Source organism: Thalassotalea fonticola, from assembly GCF_032911225.1.
GTDB lineage: Bacteria > Pseudomonadota > Gammaproteobacteria > Enterobacterales > Alteromonadaceae > Thalassotalea_A > Thalassotalea_A fonticola.
The window spans coordinates 2,388,108-2,407,547 of sequence record NZ_CP136600.1 but is presented as its reverse complement, the minus strand read 5'-3'; the positions used below and the strand labels follow the sequence as shown (position 1 = coordinate 2,407,547).

General features: G+C 39.9%; 15 protein-coding genes. 11 read left to right on the top strand and 4 right to left on the bottom strand.

The features are described 5' to 3' along the window. Positions 1–143 precede the first annotated feature (143 nt). The 8 genes from RI844_RS09785 to RI844_RS09750 all read left to right on the top strand — a co-directional run bounded on the left by RI844_RS09785 (position 144) and on the right by RI844_RS09750 (position 9,147). On the top strand, positions 144–1,757 hold the full coding sequence (locus RI844_RS09785; protein ID WP_348398264.1) for a sulfatase family protein: 1,614 nt from the start codon (positions 144–146) through the stop codon (positions 1,755–1,757). A 37-nt stretch (positions 1,758–1,794) separates the two neighbouring features. Continuing rightward, the gene (locus tag RI844_RS09780; RefSeq protein ID WP_348398263.1) at positions 1,795–3,294 is read left to right on the top strand and encodes a sulfatase family protein; all 1,500 of its coding nucleotides are present in this window, start codon (positions 1,795–1,797) and stop codon (positions 3,292–3,294) included. A gap of 348 nt (positions 3,295–3,642) precedes the next feature. Beyond that, the gene (locus RI844_RS09775; protein WP_348398262.1) at positions 3,643–5,133 is read left to right on the top strand and encodes a CBM96 family carbohydrate-binding protein; all 1,491 of its coding nucleotides are present in this window, start codon (positions 3,643–3,645) and stop codon (positions 5,131–5,133) included. A 12-nt stretch (positions 5,134–5,145) separates the two neighbouring features. Beyond that, positions 5,146–6,099: a hypothetical protein gene (locus tag RI844_RS09770; protein ID WP_348398261.1), complete on the top strand. Its 954-nt coding sequence runs from the start codon at positions 5,146–5,148 to the stop codon at positions 6,097–6,099. A 9-nt stretch (positions 6,100–6,108) separates the two neighbouring features. Then, complete coding sequence (locus RI844_RS09765) at positions 6,109–6,642, top strand: fibronectin type III domain-containing protein (RefSeq protein ID WP_348398260.1); 534 nt, start codon at positions 6,109–6,111, stop codon at positions 6,640–6,642. Positions 6,643–6,656: 14 nt separating this feature from the next. Next, positions 6,657–6,866 carry a hypothetical protein gene (locus RI844_RS09760; protein ID WP_348398259.1) on the top strand — a complete coding sequence of 70 codons (210 nt, stop codon included), beginning with the start codon at positions 6,657–6,659 and terminating at the stop codon, positions 6,864–6,866. Between the two features lie 310 nt (positions 6,867–7,176). Further along, on the top strand, positions 7,177–7,524 hold the full coding sequence (locus tag RI844_RS09755) for a hypothetical protein (RefSeq protein WP_348398258.1): 348 nt from the start codon (positions 7,177–7,179) through the stop codon (positions 7,522–7,524). 96 nt (positions 7,525–7,620) lie between these two features. Further along, on the top strand, positions 7,621–9,147 hold the full coding sequence (locus RI844_RS09750; protein ID WP_348398257.1) for a sulfatase family protein: 1,527 nt from the start codon (positions 7,621–7,623) through the stop codon (positions 9,145–9,147). Between the two features lie 103 nt (positions 9,148–9,250). On the opposite strand, the gene RI844_RS09745 is transcribed toward RI844_RS09750, so the two are convergent. The 4 genes from RI844_RS09745 to RI844_RS09730 form a co-directional block, all read right to left on the bottom strand. After that, on the bottom strand, positions 9,251–10,900 hold the full coding sequence (locus RI844_RS09745; protein ID WP_348398256.1) for an alpha-L-fucosidase: 1,650 nt from the start codon (positions 10,898–10,900) through the stop codon (positions 9,251–9,253). Between the two features lie 238 nt (positions 10,901–11,138). Next, positions 11,139–12,932, bottom strand: a complete 1,794-nt coding sequence (locus RI844_RS09740) for an arylsulfatase (protein WP_348398255.1) — start codon at positions 12,930–12,932, stop codon at positions 11,139–11,141. 282 nt (positions 12,933–13,214) lie between these two features. Next, positions 13,215–14,792, bottom strand: a complete 1,578-nt coding sequence (locus RI844_RS09735) for an alpha-L-fucosidase (protein ID WP_348398254.1) — start codon at positions 14,790–14,792, stop codon at positions 13,215–13,217. Positions 14,793–14,850: 58 nt separating this feature from the next. Next, the gene (locus tag RI844_RS09730) at positions 14,851–15,243 is read right to left on the bottom strand and encodes a DUF6979 family protein (RefSeq protein WP_348398253.1); all 393 of its coding nucleotides are present in this window, start codon (positions 15,241–15,243) and stop codon (positions 14,851–14,853) included. Between the two features lie 328 nt (positions 15,244–15,571). Here RI844_RS09730 and RI844_RS09725 point away from each other — a divergent pair, with 328 nt between their 5' ends. From RI844_RS09725 to RI844_RS09715, 3 genes are all read left to right on the top strand, one after another. After that, on the top strand, positions 15,572–17,029 hold the full coding sequence (locus RI844_RS09725) for a sulfatase-like hydrolase/transferase (protein ID WP_348398252.1): 1,458 nt from the start codon (positions 15,572–15,574) through the stop codon (positions 17,027–17,029). A 66-nt stretch (positions 17,030–17,095) separates the two neighbouring features. Next, a complete protein-coding gene (locus tag RI844_RS09720) occupies positions 17,096–18,220 on the top strand; it encodes a DUF3083 family protein (protein WP_348398251.1) in 1,125 nt (374 codons plus the stop codon). A 106-nt stretch (positions 18,221–18,326) separates the two neighbouring features. After that, positions 18,327–19,334, top strand: coding sequence for an aldo/keto reductase (locus RI844_RS09715; RefSeq protein WP_348398250.1), 1,008 nt, complete (start codon positions 18,327–18,329; stop codon positions 19,332–19,334). The last annotated feature ends 106 nt before the right edge of the window (positions 19,335–19,440 follow it).

The following is a 19,440-nucleotide window of genomic DNA, read 5'->3' as shown; positions in this document are numbered from 1 at the left end:
CTAGTGTAAAGCTATGTAAACCCAAAGTTTTACCATTGACTATAAAATACTCACGCTGTAATTTGGTTATTATATTTAAAAGTCATGATTTAAGTTGTGGAACAAACTAAAGTCAATAAATTAAAACTTTAACAGGAATTCCCGTGAATCGAGTCAATTTTAGTCTTCAAAGAGAACATACTTTTTTAAAGTCGATAGTCATCACTAGCTTAATCGCCATGGGCAGCATATCTGCGAGCTTAAGTGCCGCTGAGCAGCCTAATATTATTTATATCCTTGCTGATGATATGGGGCAAGGTGACACTACCGCCTATAATACTGCCAGTAAGATACCTACGCCTAATTTAAAACGCCTGGCTGATGAAGGGATGACTTTTACCAATGTTCATTCCAACTCCAGTGTTTGTACGCCAACCCGATATGGCGTAATGACCGGACGTTATGCCTGGCGAACCAGTTTAAAAAATGGTGTATATGGTGGCTATAGCAAGCACCTTATTGATCCAGCTCGTGAGACCGTTCCTTCACTGTTAAAAAAACAGGGTTATGCTACCGCAATGACCGGCAAGTGGCATTTAGGTATGGATATGAGCAGCAGTGATGGTAAATCAATTCACAAGGGCTTTGGTGAAAATGCTGATCTTACTAAGCCGATAAAAAATGGTCCTAATGCCAACGGTTTCGACTACTACTACGGCATTTCAGCATCACTGAACATGTCCCCACACGCCTATATTGAGAACGATAAGGTACAAGGGGAACTGGTTTATCTAAAAGATGCTAAGGCAGTAAGAGCTGCAGGTTTGATCAGGGCAAAAAACGGTTGGATGGCTAAAAGGTTTAAACAAGATCAAGTGCAAACTACCTTCATTAATAAAGCGATTAACTGGATAGAGCAACAGCAAAAAACAGATAGCAAAAAACCTTTCTTTGTTTACATTCCTCTTAATTCGCCACATTCCCCCATTGTCCCTAGCAAAGACTTTATTGGTAAAAGTGGTTTATCAGATCACGGTGATTTCACCTTGGAGATGGATTATGAAATTGGTCGTTTATTAGCTGCCCTTGATAAAATGGACATTGCGGATAATACCATGGTCATTTTTACCTCTGATAATGGCACTTCGCCAGCGGCAAAACTAGATAAGATGCAAGAGCAGGGACATTTTTCAAGTATGGATTATCGCGGCCTTAAGGGCTCCTTATATGAAGGCGGTCATCGTGTGCCATTTATTGTGCGTTGGCCTAACGTGGTTAAAGCTGGCGCCAAAACCGATTATCATGGCTCACTAGTCGATATGATGGCTACAGCAGCAGACATTAATGGTGTAACACTTGCGGATAATGCTGGTGAAGACAGTGTGAGTTTTTTACCGGTATTACAGGGGAAAAAGGTGGATGATAAAAACCGTGGAATCGTGTATCACTCGGACGCTGGCTTTTACTCTATTGCACAAGGAAAGTGGAAGTTGATATTACACAAGCGTGGTGGAACACGTCGTTTAAACCCTAAAGATAGCAATAGCCCAGTTAAAAATGCTGGTGATATTCAATTATTTGATATGCAAAACGATCCTACTGAACGAGCTAGTGTTCATGCTCAGCATCCTGAAGTTGTTGGTAATTTAAGTAAATTACTGAAGGGCTATATTAATAAAGGGCGTAGTAATGGTGATGCACCTGCGAAAAACAATGACATTGATGAAAAGTTACAATTAAAGTGGCAAAAACTCTTGGGTGATCAGGTAAAACTGTAGTAATTGACTTCTATATCAACAAATAAGAAATAAAGAAATGATGAAACTAAATAAAGGCTTTAAAGCAATGCTTACTTTAACAGCATTGGTCATTAGTAGTACTGTTGTTGCAGGCGTTAAGTCAGAAGGGAGTCGTCCTAATATCATTCTAATGATGGCTGATGATTTAGGCTACGGTGATACTGGCTTTAATGGTCATAAAATAATTCAAACACCGAACTTGGATCAAATAGCAAAAGAAGGCGCTATTATGACCAATTTTCATGCCGGCGGCCCGGTTTGCTCTCCAACAAGAGGTACTTATCTTACCGGTCGACATTACTTTCGCTATGGTATTTTTGGTGCCAATGTAGGCCACCTACCTAAGCAAGAAATTACCATTGCAGAAATTCTCAAAGACAAAGGCTATACAACCGGTCATTTTGGCAAATGGCATTTAGGCACATTAAGTAAGACAGATTCCCCTAAAGGACCGTCGCGCAAACCCGTTGAAAATTACTCACCAGCAGCTTGGCATGGATATGATCAATCGTTTGTAGTTGAATCTTCTATTGCCACTTGGGTTGACCCCAAGGCGGTGAAAAAGCAAGGCAAACAGAAAAAAGACAAAAACCCTTTTTATGAAAATGGCGTTGCCCTTGATATGGATGATGTAAGCTTAAAAGGCGGCGCAGGTAAAATTGTTATGGATAGAGTTTTACCATTTATTGAAGGAGCGGTTGCTAATAAACAACCATTCTTTACAGTTATTTGGTTTAACGCACCGCATGCGCCTGTGCAAGCTAGCCCAGAACATCACAAATTTTACACCGACAAGGGCGTAAAAGATGGAGTTGCTCATTATTACGGTTCTATCACTGAGATGGACGAACAAATTGGTCGACTGCGCGCTGAATTAGAACGCTTAGGCGTTGCTGACAATACCCTGATCACATTTACCAGTGACAATGGCCCAGAAGGCAAAGTTTCGGCAGCTCAAACCGATAAAGTCAAAAAAGGCAAAGATCGCTACGCTGGAGAAACTGACGGCCTGCGGGGCAGAAAACGTTCGTTATTTGAAGGTGGGGTAAGAGTACCTACTGTTGCTGTTTGGCCTGGTAAAATTAAGCCAAATACAATTATGCCACAACAAAGCTCTACACTTGACTACTTACCAACAATGGCTGATTTAGTTAATTATAAAATGCCCGATAATCGTCCTATTGATGGCGTGAGTCTTCTTCCTTTACTAAGTGGCGCTGATAGCAACTTTAAACGCAGCAAGCCAATTCCTTTTCGACATCGCAACTCGGCTACCTTGATTGATGGCGACTTTAAGTTAGTTCTGTCTATAGGTAAAAAAGCAACCAAAGAAGAACTTTATAATATGGTCGATGATCGCGCTGAAAACAAGGATATTATTGCCCAGCATCCAGAGCGCGCCTCAGCAATGCGTAAACAGCTTGAAGCGTTTTTAGTTTCAGCAAAGCAAAGTCACAGTGGTAGTGATTACAACGATCATAACTTTAAGCCAGTAGATGTTTGGCCAAAAAAATAGCGTTTAAACGATTGTAATTTTTAAGCATAAAAGCCTATTGATATTACCAACTTGGTATATCAATAGGCTTTTTTGTTTTCTTACCTTGGTAAAATCTAAACAAATCTTTGTAAGGAGAAAACCTAAGTATGAGGTCATAAAGAGTTCTGTAAAGCTAACCCAACCAGTAATCAGCATAAAATCAACCCGATCATTTCCATGTCTTTACAATATTTTGTGTTTTAAATTTATAATAATCCGATTTTTATTGACTTTCATTTACAAATGTAAATATAGTGTGTTGTATATAAATAATAAACAGAAATGTTCATGGTGTAGCTTGTGATAATAGCTCGGGGAAATAATAATATGGGAATACAAAATAAACATAATAGTTACCTTAAATGGGCAAACTATTTAGTGCTGAGTTTGAGTGCAATAATTTCAAGCGTTGCTCAGGCAGCTACCACAGTAACCTTTGATGTGAGTGAAGATAGTTATATTCGACCAGCAAGTAAATCAGGCGATAACTTTGATGATAGAGGTTTCGTTGAAATTAGAGACATCAACAGTTCTGCGGGAAGTCGCATCGCATTTCTTAAATTTACGGTGTCAAATTTAGGTAGTGCTACCATAGATACAGCAACGTTGAAACTAAAATTAAAACAGGTTTCTAGTGAAGATCTGCTTGTGCCCACGGTTATCGATGTAAAGCTGCTTAATGGTGTGAACCGTAACACTTGGCAAGAAGCTGACACCGTTGAAAATGATGGCTCTGGACTTACCTGGGATAATGCACCTGATTTAACCAATACAACACTGCTTTCAAGCCAGGTGGTATTAGGTTCTAGTGCGGATTCATGGTTTGAATTTGATCTGTCTGCTGCCATTACTGCAGAAGGTACCTATACCTTATTGCTAACTACCGATGCTGCAACCTCCAGCATTGTGCAATTTTTTTCTAAGAATAATCTTGCTAATAGTGCTGATTTAGAACTTACCCTAACGGGTGGCGTTGTGAGCCCCGGAATTGATGTATCCCCAGCGCATGTGATCACGGTAGCGCCGTTAGTGGGGGAAAGTAATAAATTACAACAGCAAGTGACGGTGACTAATAATGAAGGGGGAAGCTTAAACATTACAAGTATTACAAACGCCAGTACTCCTGGTTTTATTATCAGTTCTGATAGCTGCAGCTCAGCGGCATTACCTCCAGGCGCAAGTTGTAATTTTACCGTGGAAGCGGGTAATGGCATAGACGATAGCAGCGAGTCACCACAATTTGGTTTTGTGAATATCGCCAGTAACAGTAGCGTCACTCCTATTTTTCCTGTGTTTGTGAGTCAAATCGAAAGCGATCAAGAACAGGCAATCAGACGAGTACCGGCAGTGGTTACCAATATCAGCGTTATTGATGATTTAACCTCAACCGCTCCTACAGGAACACTTGAGCCTGGAAAGTCCTATACCATTAATTTTAGCATGAAAGGTTATGGTGAGGGTTATCAAACCTATGCTGCGTTGTTTGCTTGTGCAACGGCTGATAATAGCTGTGCTGAAAGTACCTCTGATATATTAGTCTGGAACAAACAAAGTGAAGAAACGAGTATCAGTACTAGTGATTTAACTTATGCAACAGCGACGTCACAAAGTTATGAGTATTCAATAAAGCTGACCATGCCTGAATATGTCGATGGAGGTTACGCCGATACCGACGCAATAGTGTTGCGTTTATATCAACGTTCACAGCTTGATATCGCTCTTGGTAATACATCCATTTCTACCATAGTCCCTGGTGGACAAGGTTTGGACATGATCGGAAAGCTTGGTCGTAAAATCATCATTTGGCAGCAGCCATAACGAGGAACCCCTATGAAACTTATAAAAACATTCACGTTATTACTGGCGGCAAGTGCAATCAATGTTGCCAATGCAGAAATTACAGCTTCAAACAATACCCTGGTATTTTCGACAAATACCGGTTTAAGCCAACAAGTTAGCATTAAAAATAGACACTCTGCAGATGCAACCATTGTCGCGGGAGATTTTACTATTACTAACCAAATGGGCAATGCGGCCACAACTTATACGGTTGATACATCTGATTGTGTGGGCATCCTTCCCAAAACCAACTCTTGTTCTGTGATTATTGATTACTTACCGTCTGCCAGCTTTGATAGCCAGTTAATTCTATTTTCCGACCCTTTATCTAGCGATGTATTGCCTATTTATTTAAGTAATTATTACAAAGAAGCAAGCGCAGAACAGGCATCTAGACGATTATCGCCAGTCATTGAAAATGTAGTTATGTTGGATGATTTAGGCAATCCTTTGGCTAATAACCAATTATTTGATCACGCGTCTGAAGACCAGGATTACACAGTTACCTGGACCGTATTAACCTATGAACCACTTGTTGCCCAGGCTTACCTGTTTGACTGTGACATAGCCAGCAAAGATTGTGCCGCTAAAACCGCCGCTGCCTACGGGAAAATTGACAATACTCCGACCATTACAGGTGTGACGTTAACGCCTGCTGAAGTGGCTGCTGCCGGTTACGAAGATTATTCCTTCAACGGCCAAAGTGCGATACATCAAACATTTACCTCGACAATTACAATACAACCAGATGATTTTAACGATGTTACCCCGCATAGCCTAGCATTACGATTTTATCATGTAACAACGACAGACTCTAAGCGTCAATTTTCTACTGGAGTAAGTACTTCATTATCAGGAAATTTAAACTTTGTTGGTCAAGGCGACACTGGTTATTTTGACACTGTCGGTAGAGCTCTTGTGTTAACCGGTAATAACGGCCTTTAAGGAATTAATATGAAAAATATAGCATTAATCTCAATTGTTACGATATTACTGACTGCTTGTGGCGGCAGTGAAACAGCAGATGTGGAAGATACATTAACAAGCCCAGTTGTAGAGCAACCAAGTGATGTTCAAGAAGCGCCTACTGATACTAGCAACAATACACAAGATACCCTACCAGCAGATACTGGCAGTATAAATGAAGTTTTATATGCCAAACCGTTAAGTGTTGATGTTGTTGATAATACTATGAGCGTGCCAGGTAAAATCAGAATTAATCGCGATGGTAATAATGTGAATTTAAACTGGATGCCTGTTAAAGGTGCTACTGGTTACAACATTTATTACAGCAAGAGTGAAACTGTTAGCGAACAAGATTTATCTTTTAGCTCGACTAAAGCCCGTTTCAGCCATGAAAGCTTGGAACATGGTCATTATCACTACAAAGTACAAGCGGTAAATAATGGTATTGGCAGTAATTTATCAATTCAAATCAATGCTGATTTAAGTAAAGAACAAGTGTTGTTTAACGATAGTGCATCTTAATTGTAGGAATGATCATGAAAGAATTAAAAAACAAACAGAGTTTAGAAAGTATTCTGGAAGAAGAGCAGCAAGGTGTAACCCAAACCAATAATGACACACGTCGCAATTTTATTAAAAAGTTCGGTAAACTTGCGTTAGTAACTCCCATTGGCGTTACTGCGTTGATGACACCAAAAACCTCAAAAGCGATGAATTCAGATACTGGTCCTTCTGATATCATTTAGCCTTAGGCTAATTGCAATATGAGAAATTTTTTTTTCTACTATTGATCGGCTAGTTTGATTTTAAAAGCAGTGTTCGCACTGCTTTTTTGTCTTCTGAAAATGGTGTATTTAGCAAATATTGAAAATCACGAAGAAACCTGTACGTGTCTTTAATTTATAAAATATCCAGAAGTATAAAGTGCAAATAGCTATGGCCAGCCTTTTTTTATGTAGATATGGTGGGTATTATAATTAAAAAACACTTTAAGTTTCACGTTTTTTTTGCTAGATTGAAATAGAACACATCAAAAAAGTTATTAAAAGGTGCAACATGAAAAACTTATCAACAATATTAATGACAGTATTACTTTTCATTTCAACGTCTGTTTTTGCTGCTGAGACGGCTGACAAAGCTGCTCAGAAACAAACAGCGGATTACGTGCAAGTCGTTAATTTGAATAAAGACGAAGAAGCTAAGGTATATCAAGTTCTTTTAGAAAAAGAGCAACAATATTCTGCCGCTAAAAAAGAACATAAAGGCGATAAACAAGCGCTTAAAGCCGCAACTAAACCACTTAACAAAAAGTATAATCGCCAAATAAAAGATATTATTGGTGCTGACAAAATGAAGAAAATGAATGAATACAAAAAAGCTCAAAAAGCAGCTAATAAAAAATAATTTAAATTTGTCATTATAAATAAATATTTCCTTATTTATTGTAACAAGCCTGGCTAAGCAATTTAGCCAGGCTTTTTTATCTATATAGGTTAATGAATGAAAACTCCATCGCTAACGACCATACTGTTGCTGGCCTCAGTAATTACGTCTTTTGCCTGTGGCGCAAAACCAGCGCTCCCCAATGTGGTAATTATTTACGCCGATGATATGGGCTATGGTGATTTAAACATCCAAAACCCTAATTCCAAAATTCCAACCCCATATCTTGATCAACTCGCCCGTGAAGGCATGCGGTTTACCGATGCGCATAGCTCGTCGGGCATTTGTTCGCCGAGTCGCTATTCGTTATTAACCGGTCGTTATCATTGGCGCAGACAACACAATATTGTTAACTCATTTGGCAAACCGTTTTTTACTAAAGACGATATTACCCTGCCGCAAATATTGCAAAGCTCTGGTTATAACACCGCAGCTATTGGTAAATGGCATTTAGGCTGGAACTGGCAATTTAATAACAAACCATCAGGCAAGCTCAAAAGTAAAAAGGGCATGCAACGCTTTTATCTGCCTGATGATATTGACTGGAATAAAGCCGTTACTGGTGGACCACTCGAGCGGGGGTTTAATTATTACTTTGGCGACGGTACCATTAATTTCCCACCCTATGCCTGGTTCGAAAATGATAAAGTGGTGCAAGCGCCGAATACGGTTATGACTTCGAAAAATATCGGCTTTAAAGTCAAAGAAGGCGATTGGGAGTTTCGGCCCGGACCTAAAGTTGCAGGCTGGAATCCTTACGATGTATTACCGACGTTAACCAAGAAGTCGGTTGAGTGGCTTAGTAAACAGAAAAAACACCAGCCATTCTTTTTATATTTAGCACTTCCGTCTCCTCATGCGCCAATTATTCCGAATAAAGAGTTTGATGACACATCGAGAGCGGGGGCTTATGGCGATTTCATGGTGCAAACCGATTGGGTTGCTGGACAAGTACTTGCAGCGTTAAAGAAACAGGGTCTAGAGGATAACACCATAGTGATCTTTACTGCCGATAATGGCCCGGAAAAATATGCCTATCAACGTGTGGAAAAATATGGTCATTACTCATCGGGCGATTTTAGAGGGCTAAAGCGTGATGTCTACGAAGGCGGGCATCATGTGCCATTGGTGATAAAGTGGCCGGGCAAAATTAACGCTGGCGCGGTATCGAAAGAAGTGATTTCGCAAGTAGATATTATGGCGACTCTTGCGGCAATCACCAACACTAAGCTAACAAAAACGTCAGCCCCCGATAGTTATGATATTTCATCGGTATTATTAAACCACAAGTACTCCTCACCAATACGTGAAGCGACAGTACAAAATACCAAAAAAGGTGTCTATGCCCTGCGACAGGGTAAATGGTTATATATTAACCACTCGACAGGACAGCACACGAAAGCCGCAAAAGGTTATAACCAAGCACATGGATTCGCTGAATTTAATACCGATAGCTTGTTGTTTGATCTAGAGGAAGACCCGGGCCAGCGTAATAACTTGCAAGCAAAATACCCTGAAAAGGCATCGGCTATGGATGGTTTGTTGAGCAAATATCGACAGCAAGATTATTCTGTCAGACGTTAATACTTTATATTGGATGATTTTAAAAACTTGTTTAAAAAGAAAAGGTCAGACCGTTGCCAATCTGACCTTTTTATTTTTGCTAAATAAGCGCTTTAATTAGGTGTTAGTTAATCTTAAACGACATACCATGATCAAAGATTTTGTTTGGCTTTTGTTTAGGCAGTTTAATATTTAAACCTGCCTCAGTTCGAGTGAAATCAACCTCACCGTAGCCCAGCATTGATACTTTGCTGATCTCTTGCTGATAATATTCAGAATTACCTTTCAAACTTTTAATCAGCAGTTCATTCGATTCAGGCCAGGTTAATGACATCGCATAGAGTTGTCCGTCCTTTTGGGTAAAACGAATTTCCCCATCCTTAACCTTGTTATAAGCCCAAACCATTCGCATAACCTGCTTGTTTTTACCACTTTTTGCTACTTTCCAGGTAGAAATAGGGCCTTCTGCTGGTATTGCCCAACGTCGGGTATCGTAAATAGCTTCGCCATTAACCTTTAACCATTGGCCAATTTCGCGGAAAATGGCTTCCTCGGCAGGGTCAATGGCACCAGAGGCCATAGGCGTTAATGATAACAAGTAGATGCCGCCACGGGCGACCATGTCCATTAGCGCGTCGATATGATAATTGGCCTTAAGGTTGTATTCTTTATCTTTAACATAGGTCCACGGATAACTAATCGCGCGGTCAACTAAGAAATAACCGCCAACATCTGCCGGCATGTCTCGTCCACCTTCATAGGTAGGGATACCGATATGCTCTGGAAAGTTAAAGTTGCCGCCACCAGGTAATTTGTTAGCTACTACCACCTCTTTACCTTCAGCTTTTGCGTTCTGGTAATAGTAATCTAGAGCGTCTACCACTAAATTTTCTGGAGAGTTCGCATTGGTGCGTTTGATGCCGTCAAAGAAGAAAAAGTCGGGAGAATATTTATCAATAACTTCAACGATCTTATCGTGCCATTGTTGAGCAAATACATCAATAGTGGTTGTTTTACTGTGTCTTCCTGGATAAAAATCTTCAAATTGCTGATCGTAAATATCAAGTTTGCTTTTTTCTTCAGCTGTAAAGCTACTCTCATCAATGGATTTGTGGACCATATCCCAGGTTCTAGCATGATGAAAACTAGCGGCTACTTTAAAATCACGTTTGCGAGCTTCTGTAACAAACTCACCATATAAATCTCGTTTAGGTCCCATTTTACCAGCGTTCCAGCGATTTATTTCACTGTCCCACATTAAAAAGCCATCGTGATGGACTGTACCTAAACCACCAAACTTTGCGCCTGAATCAATCATTAAGTCGAGCATTTCTTTGGCGTTATAATCTTCAGCTTTAAACATATCAACAAACTTTGTGTAGCCAAAATCTTCCAGCTTGCCGAAGTTATCTAAATGATATTGGTAAATACCACGAGGATTGGATTTGTCATACATGTAACGATGGTAAACGTTGGTTTCGAAGGCTGGAACTGAATATACTCCCCAGTGGGTATATATCCCGAATTTCGCATCGATGATCCACTCAGGGATCTTGTGCTCAGCGATTTTATTCCAATCATCACGATACTCAGCGACTGCGGTTTGGTAGGTAGGTCTGGTGAATTTACCCTCGTGCTTTTTCAAAAGGGCGGCTTCGTTATTACTTAATTGTGCAACATTGGTATCGGTATAAATATCTGGGCTAACATCTTTCGCATAAAGGGAGCTTGTTACGACTGCCAGAGTTAAGAGGCTTAGGGCAAACTTTTTCATTATAGTATTCTCTGTTGTAGGTACTTATGTTAATCGCTGTTGTGTTATCAAAGGTTGGGTTAAATCGAGAACGTGTTATATATCTCGATAATTTCAATCGCTAACTGAATGATTATTATATCTAATGTACACTTGTTGGGCGAGAGACACAATTTTTAAGGTGTAAAGAGAGTGTAAAGGTTGAAGTGATGCGCATTGTTTATTTTAGTTGAGATATGTAATTACAATGCGCTTATCGTTAACCTAGATATTTCACCGTAACAAAATATGCAGGTGCTACCTTATCTTCACCTTCTAGTTTTCCTGAAATCCAGCTTTGGATATCCATTTCACCTTTTGGGACCGATAGGGTGAACGTTACATGAGTATCTTCGGGTTTAATTTTTGCTTGTACGGTTTGCTTGCCAACATTTAGTTTTGCGGTTTCGGCTGCAAATATAGTGTCCGTTGGGGTTGTTTTCTTGCCTTTAAAGTTGGTCGCAAACGGTAAGCCAGTGTAAAGCGGGTAACGCGATAAGGTGATTGAATATTTACCACTGTTTACAAAGTCGACCTTTAATGGTCCATTACACTTGCTAAGCTGTTTTGCCGCGCTTTGGGCAAAAGGGTTACAACCTTTGTTGGTCCAGAAATCTTGACCTGTCATAGTAATTTCTGGGTATGCTTTATCGCCTAATACAAAGCGTACTACGCTTTCGCGCACATATTTTTGGCCAACTTTATCCCACTCTTTGTAGCCGCTATTAAGTTGCTCAACTAGTTCAGGGTATTGCTTGGCAATATCATGTTTTTGACCAGGGTCTTTAACAATATCATAGAGCTCAGTACCGCCAGCCAAGCGCCAGTTTTTGTAAGTAACGCTGGAAAATTTATTACTGTCCCAGCTTTTTGGATTGTAGTAATTAATGTAGATTGGTCGTTCATCATTTTCTGGCGCTAGAGGCTTGGTAAAATACGGTGTTATTGAACGGCCATCAAGTTCAACACCTTTTGGTGCATCAATACTCGCCATATCTAATAATGTAGGGAAAACATCTTTTACTGCGGTTAAGGTGTTATTATCGCCAGAGAGCTTAGATTGAGGATATTTAATGTTGGCAAAAACTCTATGACCACCTTCATAACGTGAACCTTTACCGCCACGCAAGCCCATGTTCCAACCTTTTGTTACATGATGATCTTTTTCCATACCGATGAAGCTAGCGCCCGCTGCGCCATCATCTGTGGTGTATACAATAATGGTGTCTTCTGCTAAGCCTTCTTTTTCTAAAAATGCAGTTAAGCGACCAACATTGTCATCTAGATTATCGATCATGCCATAAAAAATGGCCTGTCTTTTTTCTAAGCCTTTATCGAGGTAAGGCTGAGAGTATTTTTCTTCAACAATAAACGGCAAGTGGGCAACATTTGGCGCCAGGTAAATGAAAAATGGTTCATCTTTTTCCGCTTTCATGTAACGCATAGCTTCATTAAAAAATACATCGGTACAGTAGCCCTTATAGGCCTGAGGTTCGCCGTTATGATAATATGTGTCATCGATGTAATCATTGCCCCAATAATCGGCAATTTGACTGATGCCGCCGGTTTTTAACTGCACCGATTCGTCAAAACCTTGATCCATTGGGCGGTGAGGCCAGGTTTCCCCTAAATGCCATTTACCAAATTGTCCGGTTTTATAGCCATTATCTTTAAATACTTCCGCTAACGTCACTTCTTCGGTGCTCATCGTCGAACGGCCTTTACTGGTACGCCATGCCCCGGTTTTAAAGGAATCTCTTCCCGTCATCAAAGAGGCACGTGTGGTAGTACATTTGTTTTCGGTGTGAAAGTTGGTCAAGCGAATGGACTCATTCGCTAGCTTATTAATGTTTGGTGTTTTTAAATGTGGATTACCTAAATAACCAAGGTTATTGCCTTGATCATCTGTCATGATGACAATCACATTTGGTTGTTTCTTAGCATTGGCATGACCAATAGGTACGAGCAAATAAACAATGCTGATCAGTAAAAGTGTTAGTTTATTGTTTTTCATTTTTTAGCCTGCGTTAGTTTGTTGTTAAATACCTGTTAGTTCTAGGGAGGCATTCCATTTCTATTTTCTATTTAGTGTGTTTTACTAATAACATACAGACTTTTTTTAGGGGGGAATGATCTTTTACACTTCTTTACAGGTAATCATTAAACCAAATAACTTGACGGGTAACATCAGGATAAGAAAAACGAAAGGTACTAAATTGCTTTTTCCCTTTCGTTTTGGTTGGGACTGGTTGATAGTTATCACTAAATGTTAGCGATTAACGAGTCTAAATTTTTACTATCTGCTTTTAAAGTTTATTTTAAACCCATGGGCAAATTCACTGGCTGGCTTTTTCGGCATGATGATTTCTAAGCCATCAGGTTCAGCGCTCCATTTTATTTTCGTGTTCGAGCCCAGCATAGTGACATTCTCAACTAGGCCTATACGCATATTACCTTCGGTGATGTTCCTTATTCTTAAGGTTTTACCTGCGCCTGGCCATTGCAACACATAGGCATAAATGGTGTCACCTTTGGTGGTAAAACGAATGTCTTTGCTGGTGTAAGGTGATTTTTGCGCTTTGTGATCGATCTCATTCACTTTGCCTTCGCCAAACAAATACCATGGGCGAGAGCCATAAATACCTTCACCGTTTGCTGTCATCCATTCGCCCATTTCTTCCAGCGTGGTGGTGGCTCTTTGATCTAATGTGCCATCGGCTTTAATTGGAATATTAAGCAATAAATTACCATTTTTACTGACAATATCGATAAACTTATCAATCACTAAATTGGTTTCCATATACGTGGCTTTCTTACGATAACCCCAGTCACCAATCGAGTCATCGGTTTGCCATGGCTCTGGCAGAATATGACTGGCTTTGCCGCGTTCATAATCTAATGTTGCCATGCCATCGTCATACATTGCTTGCCATGGGCGCTCTTTAATTGCCATTACTGCTTCTTGCTTGCCGTCATGGTTTTTAATGCTGGTGTTATATAAATGGGCAATGACGTCCATACCTGTTTGACCATTGTCTTCACCGCGAAATGGTACGGCACTGTCAAAGTAAAAATGATCCGGCTGGTATTTATCAATTAAATCTTTCATTCGCAGAGCCCATTGATCACGCCAGGCTTTCGGCGGGTTCAATGCGGCTCTTGGATGGGTATCACTATGTTTTTCATGATATAAACCAGAAAATTCAGCATCGTTACCATCATAAGGAACACCGGTTTTGTCGCCTGTGGTGTCAGCTAGTTTGGAAGTGTTTAACCAACTATAGCTGCGTGATAAATGCGTTGTTACACCGAAGCGTAAGCCATGTTTTAATGTCGCTTCGCGCCACATGCCAGTTAAATCTTTCTTTGGGCCATGATTAACTGAATTCCACTCTTGGTGTTTAGAATCCCATAAATCAAAATTGTCGTGATGTACGGCTACCGGGGTGAAATACTTCGCGCCAGCTTTTTTGAATAAACCAACTAGGGCATCAGGATCGAAATTTTCGGCTTTCCATAATGGGATCAGATCTTTATAGCCAAACTCAGAAGGGTGGCCGTAGGTTTTAACATGGTGGTTATATTCTTCTCTGCCTTGTAAATACATGTGGCGTGGGTACCATTCACCAACCTCAGCAACTGAGTACGGTCCCCAATGCAAATAAATACCTAATTTGGCATCTCGAAACCACTCAGGTGTAGAGTAGTTTTGTAAAGAGGAAATGGTAGCTTCAAAGGTTTCTACTGAGTTGCTTTGTGTTGAATTGCTTTGCGCTGGTAGAGTTGAACTACATGCCGTTATGCCAAAAATGCTGCTGACAAGTACAGTAAGTTTTGTCATGTTAGCTAATCGACTGTGTTTAAATGACTTCATAATTATTCCATTTTATTTATCGGCTAAATACAGGGAAGTAGCACTGGTTGTTATTTAATTATTCACTTATGTAGCCTTTGCTGAAAAGTGCTTTAACTACGTCCATTTGATTATTTGCTCGAGCGAATGATATTTTCGACCAAAGCTGACTTTCGGTTAATTTTGGATCAAGCTTGAGTAATTCTATTGCTCGAATTGCATAATTTTTATTTGTGACAGAACGAGTATAAGAGCCAGGCGCTACACCTTTAATTAGCCCTAACTCACATAAGCTTAAAAATGTCGCTCTTGGACTGCCTTTTACCATTGATGCGACATTTTTAGGATAAAAATGGCGTGAAGAAATGTCCCATGATTCACGAGGAGACAAAGCCGGTTGTAGATTTAAATTTTCTGCTGCATGAACTGCTATTTTTGCAAATGTTCTGGTTGCTCTGCTGTATTTCGTCATTTATTAACCTTAGGTCTATAACAAAGATATTAAATTTGTGCGGACTCTATTTAGCCAATGCTAAAAAGGAAATGATAGTAAGCATTAGCATTAGGTAAAACGAAAGGTACTAAGTTACCTTTTCCCCTTCGTTTTGGTTGGGACCGTTTAAAAATTTATGTCTTTCTTTAACTGTACTATGTCAGTTTATTATAAATTTCAGTGTGTCTACAATATATAATAAACATTACAAAAGCAAGTTTACTTATAATTTATTTGCGCACGTGTTGACATGTTTTAATTAAATAGGTAGTGTTTAAAATATATAAAAGTCATATGTGGCGTTGTAATGAATATTAAAGTAACAAACCTATTTAGTAAATGTGCATTTGCTTGTGCTTTAGTCACTGCGAGTGCTGCTTGTATAGCACAAGAAGAGCGAGGTGATGAGCGCCCTAATATACTGTTCATTCTTGCTGATGATATGGGCAAAGAATGGGTGAGCAGCTACGGTGCGCAGGGAATAAAAACACCTAACATTGATGAATTGGCTGCAACTGGCATGCGATTTGATAATGTATGGTCTCATCCGCAATGTACACCTTCGCGGGTGTCGTTAATTACTGGCCAATACCCTTTTCGCAATGGTTGGGTTAATCACTGGGACAGCCCTCGTTGGGGGCAAGCGTATTTAGACTCTGAGCAAAACCAAAGCATGGCAAAAGTGATGCAATCAGCAGGGTATGCAACGGTAGCTGTGGGTAAATGGCAAGTGAATGATTTTCGCATCGAACCTGACGCGATGACCAAGCATGGCTTTGATGACTATGCCATGTGGACCGGATATGAAACTGGTAACCCGGCTAGTGCTGAGCGCTATTGGGACCCTTACATTCATACGAAAGCAGGCAGTCGTACTTACCAAAGTCATTTTGGCGAAGATGTGTTTTCTGGCTTTATTCTTGATTTTATTGAACAGAAAAAAGATCAGCCTTGGTTTGCTTATTACGCGATGAATTTACCGCATGGTCCGCGTACCACAACACCGTTGAAACCTGAAATACAATCTGAAATGGGCAAGCATAAGGCCATGGTGGAATATGCCGATTATATTTTGGCAAGAATGATAAGTGAACTCGAAACAATGGGTGAGCTTGAAAACACCATTATAGTTTGGACCACCGACAATGGCACTGACAGAAGTGTGACTGGCAGGCTTAACGGACGTACTGTACGTGGTGGCAAAACCTTAACTACTGAAAATGGTATTAATTCGCCGTTTATTGTTAGTGGTCCAGGTCTAGTGCCATCGGGTATTGTTACCGATGCCTTGGTTGATTTTACCGATATGCTGCCAACCTTTGCCGAATTGGCTCAGACTAAAATCCCTTCATCTTATACCCTTGACGGTCAATCATTTGCACCATTAATTTTAGGTAAAAGTAAAGATTCAAAACGTGATTATATTCTGGCAATGGGTGGAAAAAATGAAGCCGAAGTTTCAGAGGTTGGGGTTGAAAATAAATTTGTATATCGTGATCGGGTGGTAAGAGATAAACAATACAAATTGTTTGTTAAAGCATCTCCTGCACGTGGCTATGAAAAACTGGTTGATTTGCATAATGATGTTGAAGAGCAAACCAATTTACTCGACAGCAAAGATCCGAAAGTAATCGCCGCAAAAAATGCACTGATTAAGGTAGTAGAAGCACTGCCTGAAAAAGATAACGATCCAAAGTATCAACGAAAAGAAAAACTCGACTGGGATATTCCTGTGTCGGTAAAAAGCCAGGTTTGGAAACAGTAACGAATCAGCTTTAATCATTAAATCTATCAGACTTGTTTTCTGGTTGATAATCAAAGAGAGGATAATATGAGACGAACAAACTCAACACTTCGTAGACGCCGTGCTGCTGACAAAGTTTATGTACCTAAAAGTGCACGTGATAATCATTATCTCATCGCCGAGATGCCGTTAACAGATAAGTTAATTGAGTTGGTCGTTGGTAAAGTTGATCTTAGCCTTGAACAGCCATATCAAAAATTTTATCAAAAACTGGCCAAGCTTGCCTTTGATGTGGTTGAAGAATTTGATATTGACCATGCTAACTTTATTGCCAATAATCGCTTGGTCAGAGTCAGAAACAGTGATGAACAGCAGGTTTTACACACTGAAAAACAATCATTCTTCTTTTATAGTCCTAATCATAACAGCACCTTTAAGGGCTATTTTGACGGTGCTGTGCGTTCGAATAAAGTAAAATTCTTGTTTTTAGCCACAGGTGACAGTCTGCGTGAAGACGCTGGCAGTTTTCACCAAAAAGTATTCAATGCGGTGAATATTATTTCAAAGCGTATTGGTCTGCAAGCTAGTGAGTTGAAAGTACGTGATCATCAACATCTCACTTATGACATATTTGCCAGAGAAAAAGGCAGTAGAGAAAGCGTCACTCACACGTTTCGTGAGATCTCAGCGCGATACTTACATCAGGGCTACAAGCTTGAAGGCGAGCATACAGCAATAACCTACGCAGTAGTAAGTGTACCTATGGCAAGAAGACTGTTAAAAGGTACTGACATTGATCACAATGCCGATAAACCATACGAAAACTTATACACAGAAATTACCCAAGCATTTACCCAATCGGCGAAAAAACACAAGCTTAATCATGCCACTATAATAGCCAATGGTATGTCACCAATTGTGCGTTATGATGAACAGGCAAGAACCATTATTAACGGTGATATCATTTCTCTTGGCTATAATCCTCATGATGAAGCCGGAGAAATTAACAGCGAGTGGCAGGGAGATAAGTTGGTTGATACCATACGTTTAGTATTTTTTGCGACAGATGTTGATGAGACTCATAAAACCTACGGCAAATTTGTTAACCAAGTAATGCAAACGATTGGCAGTTTTGCTGACGAGCTAAACTGGAAAAAAGACCGAGATTATATGTTAATGCGTTTAAATCAGCAGTTGGTGCGTAGAGTGTAATACTTAGACTGACAAATAACTTAATCAACTTGCTATTAATAATACAAGAAACGTTAAATTTGAAACCTCACTTATTAGTTGAGGTTTCCATTAAGAGTAGAAAAATATGAATGGAACAGTTTCGCTTCCAAAAATAGTCTTTGGCACCAGTAGTTTAGGCAACCTTTTTGTCGAGTTGGATACTGCTACCAAAACCCAGTTGGTACAGGCTGCGGTTGAAAATAGTCCGGGTACCCCGTTATTCGACAGTGCCGGTAAATACGGTGCAGGCCTGGCTCTTGAATCTTTAGCTGCTGGTTTGAAAGCATTAAACGTTGCTCCAAATGACGTTAAAATTAGTAATAAACTTGGTTGGAAGCGAGTACCGTTAACTACTGCCGAGCCAACATTTGAGCCTGGTGCCTGGATCAACCTTAAGCACGATGCAGTGCAGGACATCTCTTATCAGGGAATTCTTGATTGTTACCATCAGGGCAACGAATTATTAGGTGATTACGAAGCTAAAATTGTTTCTATTCATGACCCCGATGAATATCTTGCCGCCGCAACAGGTGATGTCGATTTGGAAAAACGTAAACAAGACATACTTGATGCTTATAAAGCATTGATGGAACTACGTGCTGCCGGCAAAGTTGAATCAATTGGCGTTGGTGCAAAAGATGTCAGTGTTATCGACTTCATCAGTGACCACATTCAACTCGATTGGGCCATGTTTGCTTGCTCAGTAACGCCATATACTCATAAAGACTCAACCTTGAACTTATTGAAAAAGTTAGGAAAACAAGGTGTAAGTGTGATTAATTCCGCGGTATTTAACGCCGGTTTTCTTTTAGGCAGTGATAATTTTGATTACAAAAAAATTACTCGTGAAAGCCATCCTGCGGAGTTTACTTGGCGCGATAAATTTAATGCAATATGTGAACAGTTTGCGGTAAAACCGGCGGAAGCTTGTGTACAATTCTCATTTCTATTTGATGAGATCAAGGCCATTGCTTTAAGTTCAAGCTCGCCTAAGCGAGTGAAAAGCAATATTTCATTAGCCGAAGCCCAAGTTCCTGTGGCCTTTTGGCAAGCCATGCAAGAGCAAGGCTTAATTTCAAAAAATATTAGCTAGAGAGTTTAGCAACAAAATTTAATCTCTCATCCAATATCAGCGCTGCTGAAACCGTAGCAGTTTATAAGCCGCTTACTTTGTTGTAGCGGCTTTATTTTTACAATCT